The organism is Actinomyces sp. oral taxon 849 str. F0330 (genome assembly GCF_000239715.1).
Taxonomy (GTDB): domain Bacteria; phylum Actinomycetota; class Actinomycetes; order Actinomycetales; family Actinomycetaceae; genus Actinomyces; species Actinomyces johnsonii.
Genome location: NZ_JH470358.1, coordinates 99,341 through 110,328 on the forward strand (window position 1 = coordinate 99,341; position 10,988 = coordinate 110,328).

Below are 10,988 nucleotides of genomic sequence, written 5' to 3' on the forward strand. Positions count from 1 at the left end.
GCCTTCGCGGCGGACTCTCCCACAATGCCGTCGCCGTCGAGCATTCCGCTCTCGCGGATCACCACGTCCCAGCCCCGGAACGGCCGGTGTTTCGCACAGCGAAACGGGCTGATTCAGGCAGTGGTACGTGACACACTGTGCCCCATGCATGCACGCGCAGGACAGCCAGCACAGCCCGAAGACCTCATCGACGTCGACGAGGTCGTCTCCGCCTACTACGACCTCGTCCCCGACCCGACCGTCCCGGCCCAGAAGGTCGTCTTCGGCACCTCCGGGCACCGCGGCTCCTCTCTGGACACCGCCTTCAACGAGGCCCACATCGTGGCCACGACCGCCGCTATCGTGGAGTACCGCCGCTCCCAGGGCACCGACGGCACCCTCTATCTGGGGCGCGATACCCACGCCCTGTCCGAGCCGGCATGGCGCACTGCCATCGAGGTGCTCTCGGGCGCAGGCGTCATGACCGCCATCGACTTGCGCGGCTCCTACACGCCCACCCCGGCCGTCTCCCATTCCATCCTCCTGGCCAACGGCGCCGGCACCGAGACCGGCGTGCGCACCACCGGTGCGGGACTGGCCGACGGCATCGTGGTGACCCCCTCCCACAACCCGCCGCGCGACGGCGGATTCAAGTACAACCCGCCCACCGGCGGTCCGGCCGGCTCGGACGCCACCAGCTGGATCGCCGACCGCGCCAACGAGCTGCTCGCCTCGGGTTGGCGGGACGTTCCCCGCGTCCCGATCGCCGAGGCGATCGATGGCCCCTACGTCATCAAGCACGACTATCTGGAGACCTACGTCGCCGATCTGGAGAACGTCATCGACCTCGAGGCGATCCGCAAGGCCGGCGTGCGCATCGGGGCCGACCCGCTGGGCGGCGCCTCGGTCGATTACTGGGGCGCGATCGGCGAGCGCTACGGCCTGGAGCTCACGGTGGTCAACCCTAAGGTGGACCCGGCCTGGCACTTCATGACCCTGGACTGGGACGGCAAGATCCGCATGGATTGCTCCTCCCCCAACGCCATGGCCTCGCTGCGCGCCAAGATGACGCCCGACGCCGAGGGCAGGACCCCCTACGACGTCGCCACCGGGAACGACGCCGACTCCGACCGTCACGGCATCGTCACCCCCGACGGCGGGCTCATGAACCCCAACCACTTCCTGGCCGTGGCCATCGAGTACCTCTTCACCCATCGGCCCGGCTGGCCCGCCGACGCCGCCGTGGGCAAGACGCTGGTCTCCTCCAGCCTCATCGACCGGGTGGCCGCCGCGATCGGCCGCACCCTCATCGAGGTGCCGGTGGGCTTCAAGCACTTCGTGCCCGGGCTGCTCGACGGCTCGATCGGCTTCGGGGGCGAGGAGAGCGCGGGAGCCTCCTTCCTGCGCAAGGACGGCACCGTGTGGACCACGGACAAGGACGGCATCATCCTGGCTCTGCTGGCCAGCGAGATCATCGCCGTCACCGGCAAGTCCCCCTCCCAGCTGCACGAGGAGCAGGTCGAGCGCTTCGGCGCCAGCGCCTACGCGCGCATCGACGCCGCCGCCTCCAAGGAGGAGAAGGCCAAGCTCGCCGCCCTGGCCGCCGAAGACGTGACCGCAACCGAACTGGCCGGCCAGGAGATCACCGCCCGGCTGGTCGATGCGCCCGGAAACGGCGCCGCCATCGGCGGGCTCAAGGTCACCACCAAGGACGCCTGGTTCGCCGCCCGCCCCTCGGGCACGGAGGACGTCTACAAGATCTACGCCGAGTCCTTCAAGGGCGCCGACCACCTGGCGCAGGTCCAGGAGGAGGCCAAGCAGGTAGTCTCCGCGGCCCTGGGCGGCTGAGGCACGCGGGCCCGCGGCCTCGCCGCGCATCCCCTTCTCACGGTCGGAGGCATTCGACGCGTATGGGTACAGGATTCCTGTTCCCGACGGCGTCGGCTGTCTCCGGCCGCTGTGCTGCTCGCCGTCGGCTCGCCGCCGCCGGTCGCATCGAGCCGGTCCCATGCCGTCGAGGTATGGCGCCTGGCACAGTTACCTCATGACCGTTCAGCCCATTCCCGGTGGTCGCGCTCCCCTCGGAGGCCGTACTTCGGCGGCTCTCAAGGGGGTGCGTCTGGGGGCCTGCGCCTCCGTCATCGGGCTCATCGCCGCCGCGATCTGGCAGCGGCGCGCCCACCGCTGGGGCGTCTTTGTCCTTGAGGACCGGGAGGGCGCGATCGGCAAGTGGTGGGACCACGTAGTGGAGGCCTGGCCTTTCTTCTTCCTGTGCGCCCTGGCCTTGGCGCTGGTCTGCGGACTCGTCTGGTGGAGGCTGCGCAGAAGCGGTCGGCTCCCACGGCCGGGCACGGTCCTCAGGATCGTCATCGTCGTCGGCCTCCTCATCCCCCTGGGCGTCGCCCTCACCCTGGCCGGCAGGTGGTGGCAGGTCCTGAACCAGTACGGCGTCAACATCGGCTACCTCCTCAACCTGGCCGTTGCCGCACTGGCACTGGGGGTCGCACTCATCAGCGAGGCGATCATCCGCCGCCGGCCCCGGACCGCCACGCTGTCGGGCCCCCGGCTCGTCGCCGCCGGGGTGACGGTCGTGGCGTTCGCGGCCTCGGCACTGGTGCCGCCCCAGGTCCTCTCTCCCGTCCAGTCACGGACGATCGCCGCGCCGAGCAACGTTCCTCAGCTTCCTGAGCGGGTAACCGGAACGCTCGAGTGGAGCCGGGAGGTGAGCCCGTATGTCGACGTCGCCGCCGGCGCGTCGGGGCCGCTGCTCATGACCGGGGAGGGTCTGGAGGGTCTCGACCCGGTCGACGGCTCCACGCTGTGGAGCTACCGGCGTACGGGAGCGCAGTTCATGGGAGTCGGCGAAGACTCCGACCCTCGGGTCATCACCAGCCCGGACCGGCGCTACGCCCTCATCTCGATTTGGTACCCGCGCACGAGCTATGCGGATGACGGACGCATCATCGTCATCCTGGAGACCACCACCGGCCGGGTCGTGGCCGAACGGGAGACACTCACCGCCAACCTCGAAGACGGCGTCGTGCAGGTGACCGACTCGGTGGCCCTCATCGGCCGGGAGGGCGTCTCCCTGTCAGACGGATCCACGCTGTGGAGGCTGCCAGACCCCCCGATGCGGCGTTTCTCCGGTACGAAAGCGCCGCACACCCTCGTTGTGGACCAGCAGTGCGACGAGCAGAGCGGAACCTGCTCCCTGACCCTGGCAGACGACGCCGACCCCACTTCGACCCGCCGCCTGAGCAACGTCGTGGTCGACCCGGCGGACGACCGCATCCCGGGCTACGGGGACGACGTCGTCACGCTGGCCCAGGGGTGGACGGTGCGGCGCGCGTCCCCCGGCGGCCCGGACTCGCCGTTGGAGGCGATCAGCCTGGATGCCGCCGGCACTGCTGATGAGGCGCAGGGAGTTGTCGCATTGGGAACCTATGGCGGACCGGACCGGGCGACTTCCGGGGCGCGTATCGCCCTGCGGCCCGTCATTCCAGAGCGCGCCCCCGGGGCCGAGGACGGCTCGTCGCCGCCGGCCCCGGCGCCGGTGGCGGTCTTCGACCCGGCGACGCGCAGCCTCACCGAGGTCTCCGTGGGACAGGACTGGGACACGTCACTGCATCGGCCCTCCTGGCCGACCCCGGACACGGGTGTGCCACGGTGGTCGATCCCCGACAACGGCGCGCCAGATGACCTGGGAGCGGGCTACCTGGAGCTCGGGCGGGTCGATGGATCGAGCGGCGTCCCCATCAGTCCCCCAGGGGCACTGCTTGGGAAGAACGACACCGCGCACAACCCCTTCGCCGTCGCCGCCCCCGGGATCGTCGTTGTCGGGGTCGAGGTGAGCACCGACTTCGAGAAGATACGGGGCGGACACGACCAGGACCGCAGCCGCACCATCCTGTACGGGGTGGGATAGCCGGCTGCACCGTTGGGCTCTCGTCCCCATTGTCCGCGGTGGGACGTCGCCGGACGCTGATTCCATGAAGGACGATGACAAGGCGCAACCCCGCCCCGCTCCAGAATCGGACCCGCCCGCCTCGTCTCCCCGACGGTGGCGTCGACTGGTGCACAGTCTCTTCATCGGTATCGACCTGGCCTCGGCGATTGCCATGCTCGCCCTGATTGCCGGCACGGTCGTCTCCCTCCTGCGCTCACCATTATCGATGGCGATGACAACGCCGCTCATCGTAATCGGGGAGATCGGTATTGTTCTGCTCGGTTACGCCATGATCTGGGCTGCGCTTCGAAAGCCGGCCGTGAGTGATGTCTTCGGCGCTGCGGGCGCCCTGGCCTTCTTCAGCCTTGTCGGGTGCGCGCTTACCGTGGCGGAGACCAGCAAGATCATCCGGGAAACGGGAACGGTGCCCGAGGTCGTGGGCAGACTGGCAGTTGCATGGATCTGCCTCGTTACTGCGATGCTGACACATCTCGCCCTACGTGCGGTCGGGTCTTCTCCGCGTCTTCGCTCCAAGGACTCCTTAGACGATTCCGACGGCGATCCCTCTCAAGCCCGGTCCTCCCGCAGCGAGCGAGTGAAGCATATGGGTGCGGGCGTCATCGGAGCGGCAGCAGTGGTGGCTCTGGCCGCGACGACCCCCACAGGCATCAATCACTGCTTGGAACCGCTCTTAAGAACAACAGTCGCAGCATCGAGCGGTCATGCTCGCTTCCCGACCGTCGCTCAGCTTCAAGCCGGGGCACAGCAGCAATCGCCGCCGTCGGAACCGGCTTGGGAGACTCCGCTGGGAACCACCACCGTCAAACAGCTGCTCGCCGGATCCAGGGGAGCGATCGCCGTCACCGACCACGGCGTCTACGGGGTCGATCCCTCCACCGGTAGAAGCACATGGTGCTTCGCGACGGCGGCGCTTCCGCCCTCATCCGACACCAAGTCCTCGGCCGCGCTCCGCGGAGTGGATATCTACGCGGGGCATGAGGCCTTCACTTCCCCCGACGGAGCCTGGTTGGCCTATGCAGTGAGCATCACCCCGACCGAGACAAACGGCCATGACAGTTCCGAGACCGTCACCCGTGTCATCGTGCTCAACACCGGCACGGGGCGAGTGTCTGTGGATAGCCAGGTCGTTGGAGCGGTTCCGACGGTGCAGCTGACTGATTCCAACGCCATCATCAATCGACGTGTTTACAACGTTGCCGACGGCGAAGAGCTCACCCCCTTGGAATCCGAAACGAACGTTGTCCCCGGCCCCGGAGGACATGAGCGCATACTCACCCGAACGAGCGACTACTCCGAGTCGCTTACGTCGAACTCGGTATCGGTTGAGGGCATATCTCCGGAGGATCAGCACCAGACACACATTATGCAGAAAGCCCAGACGATCAACGGCCAGCCCATCTCATCCGGCGGATGGATCGTCACCTCCGACAATAACGGAGAAGAAGCCGTCCAGAACATCGATACCGGAAGAACCATGTCTTTTGGAAACCAAAGCAAGAAGGTGATCCTGATGCAAGTCAGTTCTCAGGCCATCGCCGTGTGGCTGGCTGATGTGAGCGAGAATGGAGAACTGGCCGACGCCGATCCACATCGACTGTATCCCCTAACACTGTCCGTGTTCGATCAAAGGACAGGAGAAGTAACAGCCGTCGATCAGTCGAGCATTCATCAGGTGCTTTTCAATCATCAGGAGAGCGACCAAAACGTAACGGGCAGGATCGGTATCGGGATCGTAGATCCCCCGACATTCTCCGTGACCGGCGACCGTTCAGAAGATTTCGGAGAAAAACTCGCCGTCCCAACGGGAGAAGGAGAGGGGAACGTGACACTCAAGAACGGAGTCAAGGCGCCTTGGAAGAAGGTCTACACCCCTCTTCTGGAAGATAGAGTTCGCAACACCGTCCTATGCCCCGAAGGGAGAGTAGTTTCCGCCGAGCAACAGTCGGACACAGGTCAAGTCTTTCTGAAGGGTTGGAGGTTTTCCGTATGAAGAACGGCGCAGCACCAACCAGCCCCGCCCCGCAGTCGAGCCCACCCGTTCCACCTCCTCACCAGGAACCGCGGCCCATGCGAGGTCTCCTCATCGGGATGATCTGGGCGACCATCTCCACAACCGTCGCCCTGCACTTCGGCGCCCTCATCGTGTGCGCGTACGCACCACATTCATCGGACATCATGTGGCTCCTGTACTGCTACATGATCGTCCTGGTCTTTACCGTGACATTATGTGGGTGGCTGCTTCGTCCTTATCGGCCGAGACCACCGCACAGCAATAACTATCCAACAGCGACCTTTATCCTCATCGTGTTCACCTGCGTCCAGGACTGGTGGATAAAACCCATAGGGTTATCAGACTCTGACACAACACCCCCATCAGTCAATCACCTCACAGCCGCCTGGATCAGCCTGATCGTCGCCATCCTCTCATACATGCTGCTGCAGGCGTACGACGATCGACTCACCAGTTTACGGGCAGCCGATCAATCCTCTGCTAAAACAGGCACCTCAGACGGATCGACGACACCATCGGGCCGCCTTCCCCATTGCCAACCGAACTCAGAGAGTGAAAACTCGCCATATGAAAAGCGATGATGCGGCACTGAGCAAACCTACCCCACAATCCGGCTCAGCCACTTCACCTCCCAGGCGGGAGCCGTGGCTCGTACGCAGTATTCTGGTCGGGGTCAACCGGGCCGCTGGCCTCGCAACCGCGGCCCTGCACGTTGGTGCCTTCATCGTCTGGCTGCGCTCCCCTTTGTCCATGGCAATGGGTTCCATGCGCATCTATGCGATCACGGCGATCATAGCCATCACCCTGTGCGCGTGGTTGCTGAGACCAAAACGGCTGCGAACCAGCAATTACTTTTTTTCGACCACTCTTCTTCTTTTCATAGCCACCTTTATTCTGAATCAGAACGTCAGGAGCGAGGTGGTGTCATTCACCTCCTCATCAAGCACTGTTCCGAGCGTCGCGGGATGGCTCCTTGCCGGCTGGATGGGCGTTGTTATCACCGCAGTGTCGTGCATGCTGCTGCAGGCGCGCGACAAACGCGAGCTCCTCCGACGCCAGAACACCGAAGATGCTTCCAAGCAGGAGGTGAGCTCCGAAAAGAACTGCCTCCCAAACGATGTGCTTGAGTCGAAGGAAGGTCGTCAAACCGGGCAGGAGAGGATCCAGTCAACCTCATACCGCTCTCGAGCTCCCCGCAAGGAGCGGGCCAAGCGCTTGTGCACGAGCGCCGTCAGTGCACTGACAGTAGCCGCCCTGGCAGCGATGAGCCCCGGCACCATCAATCATCACCTGGATCCGCTCATCCAATCAACGACCAAGGCCGCCAATAGCCAGGCCTCATTCCCAACCGTCGATGAGATCCGGGCCAAGGCGGCAGACCAACCATCAGTTCAGGAACCTACCTGGGAGAGATCTCTCGGTGACACAAGAGTCGACCAGCTGCTGACGGGAAAGCACAACGCCGTAGCCATCACTAACAGAGGACTCTACGGCATCAATCCTTCCACTGGCGACTTGACCTGGTGCTTCGCAACGACCAGCCCAGACATCCTGGAATATGCCACAACCGAAGTAATCGGAAAAAACCCTTCCAGTATAACTAGCACTTCCACATACGCAGACAAGCCCGCATTCACCTCACCTGACGGCACCTGGCTCGCCTACACCATCGACATGACCCCCCAAAGCTCGCATAACACTCTGACCCGCATTGTCATTCTGCGTACTGATACTGGAGAAGTCGCTGTAGATGCCCAAGTCTCAGAGAACGTGCCAACCGTACAGCTGACCGATTCCATGGTTGTCATCAATCGCAAAGTTTACGAGCTCACCAGCGGCAAGGAACTCGATCCACTGGATACCGCCATGACCGTCGTCCCAGGACCCGGCGGTCACGCCAATGTTCTCGTCAAGACCGATAACGAGCAACCCGAGGCACAATCAAAGACATCAGTGGAAAGTCTCCCAGAGACATATCTGCGCGCCTCATCAGACAATAGACACAAGATCGAGCACCAAAGCTTGAAACACGCTTGGACACAAGACGGAAATACCATCACCTCAGGTGGGTGGATCGTCACCTACGACGATGACAACAACGAACTGACAGCGCAGAACATCGACAGCGGAAGCACGGCGCCTCTCACTGACCCTTCAACCAACTACCAGAATGTTCTTCAGATAGAAGCAAGCCAGCAAACCATCTCGGCCTGGGCCGTCGACACAGCACCGAACCAGGAGATCAATCAAGCATCCACCCCCATCTACCCTGTTTCTCTCAGCGTTTTCGACACTCGCGCTGGAAAATCAACAACCATCGACTCCTCCGGCCTCTACCGCAGCACCAAGCGCGCCGATGATTCCCGTAGCAGTAGCACTGAAATCGACCGCGCCGCCAACGGAGCCATCGACACACCCCAGCTCCTCTTACAAACGGAAATTTACGACGCCTACTACGGAAAGCTCGCCATCCGCATGGCGGACGACAGGATCGACCAGAGCATCATCACGACATCGGACGGGCGCAGGCTGCCATGGGTACGCATCAGCATCGATTCCCCCACTCCCCCGGAAACATATTCTCTCCTGTCTCCAGAAGGAATGATGATCACGGCCGAAAAGAACTCCATCTCCACCTCCACGCTGGCAGGCAGGAAGCTCCACTAGCGCCTTCCCACCGGAGACATTCGACGCCGTCGGGAGCAGAGTTCCGCGCCTCGATACGAGGGATGTCCCGGCCGTTGCCCGAAGGCGCCGGCGACGCTCGACGCCGGCGGGTCACCCGGAGAGAATGCAGGTATGAGTTCCACCAGCGACTCCACCATCCTCCACATCCGCACAGCCCGCACTCAACCGGCGCAGCAGGCGCAGGATGCAGCCATGGCAGCCGCCCTGGAGGCCGTCTGCTTCCCGCCCGAGCAGGCCGCCAGCCCGACGTCGATCGCCGAGCGGATGGCCCACTACGCCGACCACTTCTGGCTCATCGAGGACGAGTCCGGCACACTGCTGGCGCTGGTCAACGGCCTGTGCACCAACGAGCGCGACCTGAGCGACGAGATGTACGAGAATGCCGCAATGCACGACCCCGACGGGGACTGGCAGATGATCTTCGGCGTCGCCACAGCGCCCGCCGCCCAGGGGCAAGGACTGGCCACCCGCCTGCTGCGCACCGTTATCGAGACGTCGCGCACCCACGGCCGCCGGGGTCTGGTGCTCACCTGCCTCGACGACCTCGTGCCCTTCTACGCACGCCTCGGTTTCATCGACGAAGGCCTGTCCACCTCCAACCACGGCGGCGTGCCCTGGCACCAGATGCGCCTCACCCTGGCCTAACGTCGCCGTCGACATAGATCACGGCCGGGGACATGTCGCGCATGCGGGCACGGTTTCCCGCTCCCCGCGGCGTTGAACGTCCCCGGCCGCATGAGGACGGCGTGACGCTTTCGCCCGTGCAGAGCGTCCCCGACCGCACACAGGGGCGAACGACTAGGGTGATGGGTGTGAGCCAGTCCCGCCCGTCGAGGCCGTCCAAGCATCACGTCGAGCGCTCCCCTGCGTCCGCCAGCCACGCAGGGTCCTCCCCCGAGTCACCCGCATCCTCTGCCTCCCCAGAACTCGTCGATTCCGCGGAGAGCTCCACATTCGCTCCGACCGGCTCGCCCGACGGCGCCGCCTCCCCGGCATCGAAGGGCACCGCCGCGCCGCGCCGCGCCCCCTCCCAGCAGTCTCGGCCCGGCCCTCAGGACGACATCATGCTGGCCACCGGCAAGCCCCGACAGACCGAGCGCCCCAAGCCCCCCACCCAGGAGCAGATCCGCCGCCAGCCCGGCCGTAAGGCCTGGGTTCCCAACCAGCACGGGGCCTGGTCGATGCTTGTGCTGCCTCCGATCGTCGGCTGGGCCGTAGGCGGCTTCAGTTGGGTGAACCTCCTGTTCCTGCCGGCGTGGTGGGGCGGCTACCTCACCTACTGGTGCTGGTCGCAGTGGCTGCGCACCCGCTCGGCCCGCAAGCGCGCCCTCATTATGCTGCCGCTCCTGGTCTACACCGGCTGGACGGCCTCCCTGGCCCTCATCACCCTGCTCGTGGCGCCCTACCTCATCCAGTGGGCGGTGCCGCTGCTTCCCCTGTTCGCCATCGCACTGCACCAGGTGTGGCGCGGCCACGAGCGCTCGCTGATATCGGGATTGTCGACGACGGCGGCCGCCTCCCTCATGGCGGCCGTCACCTACAGCCTGGCGGTGCGCGGGGACGGCGGGTTCTTGGGGCTGGGGACGCCGAGCGCCCCCTTGCCGGGAGCCTCCCCCAACGGCGCACTGACGGGCTGGTCATGGATGTGGCTGGTGACGGCACTGACCGCCGCTTACTTCTGCGGCACTGTGCCCTACATCAAGTCGATGATCCGCGAGCGCTTCAACTACGTGCTGCTGGCGGGCACGGTGGCGGCGCACTCGGCGGTGGCGGTGGCGACGATCTGGCTGGCGTCATCGGGAATGCTGCCATGGGGACACGCCGTCTTGTGGGTGGTGCTGACCGTGCGCTCGCTGGTCATGCCGCTGTGGCAGTGGAGCCTGGTGCGCAGGCGCCACCGTCCGCTGCGCCCGGGCACCATGGGCATCGTCGAGGTCGTCATGTGCCTCGTCTTCCTGGTGACCATCTCGGTCTGACAACTGGTCTGACAACTCGGTCTGAGTCCGACGGCGCCCCGGCACCTGCGCAGCGGTCCTCAGCGGTCGAGCCAGGAGGCCGCAGCGGCCAGAACCCTCTCGTTGTCCGACGTCGTCCCGATCGAGATCCGCACGCCCTCACCGGCGAAGGGGCGCACAAGGATGCCGGCGGCGCGGAAGTGCTCGGCCAGCGCCGTCGTCTCGTTGCCCACACCCAGCCAGAAGAAGTTGCCCTGGGCGTCGGGCACCTCCCAGCCCTGGGCGCGCAGGGCGGCCACCACCCGGTCGCGCTCGGCGGCGATGGTGGCCGAGCGCTCGGCGGTGCGGGCCAGCTCAGCCTCCCCCAACGCGGCTGCGGCAGCCGCCT

General features: G+C 65.1%; 8 protein-coding genes. 7 read left to right on the top strand and 1 reads right to left on the bottom strand.

Features of this window, described 5'->3' with window-relative positions:
- Nucleotides 1-144 precede the first annotated feature (144 nt).
- The 7 genes from pgm to HMPREF0975_RS12600 all read left to right on the top strand — a co-directional run bounded on the left by pgm (nt 145) and on the right by HMPREF0975_RS12600 (nt 10,621).
- Nucleotides 145-1,827 carry a phosphoglucomutase (alpha-D-glucose-1,6-bisphosphate-dependent) gene (pgm, locus tag HMPREF0975_RS12575; RefSeq protein WP_049939939.1) on the top strand — a complete coding sequence of 561 codons (1,683 nt, stop codon included), beginning with the start codon at nt 145-147 and terminating at the stop codon, nt 1,825-1,827.
- 196 nt (nt 1,828-2,023) lie between these two features.
- A complete protein-coding gene (locus tag HMPREF0975_RS12580) occupies nt 2,024-3,904 on the top strand; it encodes a hypothetical protein (protein ID WP_049939940.1) in 1,881 nt (626 codons plus the stop codon).
- A gap of 64 nt (nt 3,905-3,968) precedes the next feature.
- Nucleotides 3,969-5,936, top strand: coding sequence for a US12 family protein (locus HMPREF0975_RS12585; protein ID WP_009234571.1), 1,968 nt, complete (start codon nt 3,969-3,971; stop codon nt 5,934-5,936).
- A gap of 98 nt (nt 5,937-6,034) precedes the next feature.
- Nucleotides 6,035-6,538, top strand: coding sequence for a hypothetical protein (locus HMPREF0975_RS15780; RefSeq protein ID WP_156808294.1), 504 nt, complete (start codon nt 6,035-6,037; stop codon nt 6,536-6,538).
- Nucleotides 6,525-8,624 carry a hypothetical protein gene (locus HMPREF0975_RS12590; RefSeq protein ID WP_009234573.1) on the top strand — a complete coding sequence of 700 codons (2,100 nt, stop codon included), beginning with the start codon at nt 6,525-6,527 and terminating at the stop codon, nt 8,622-8,624. The genes HMPREF0975_RS15780 and HMPREF0975_RS12590 overlap by 14 nt, the downstream gene beginning before the upstream one ends.
- A gap of 132 nt (nt 8,625-8,756) precedes the next feature.
- Complete coding sequence (locus HMPREF0975_RS12595) at nt 8,757-9,290, top strand: GNAT family N-acetyltransferase (protein WP_009234574.1); 534 nt, start codon at nt 8,757-8,759, stop codon at nt 9,288-9,290.
- 167 nt (nt 9,291-9,457) lie between these two features.
- Nucleotides 9,458-10,621 (top strand): YwiC-like family protein, encoded by a 1,164-nt coding sequence (locus HMPREF0975_RS12600; protein WP_198009183.1) that lies wholly within the window; start codon nt 9,458-9,460, stop codon nt 10,619-10,621.
- Nucleotides 10,622-10,680: 59 nt separating this feature from the next.
- Here the strand turns inward: HMPREF0975_RS12600 and HMPREF0975_RS12605 are convergent.
- Nucleotides 10,681-10,988: aminotransferase class I/II-fold pyridoxal phosphate-dependent enzyme (locus HMPREF0975_RS12605; RefSeq protein WP_009234576.1), on the bottom strand; the 308-nt coding region annotated here is incomplete at its 5' end.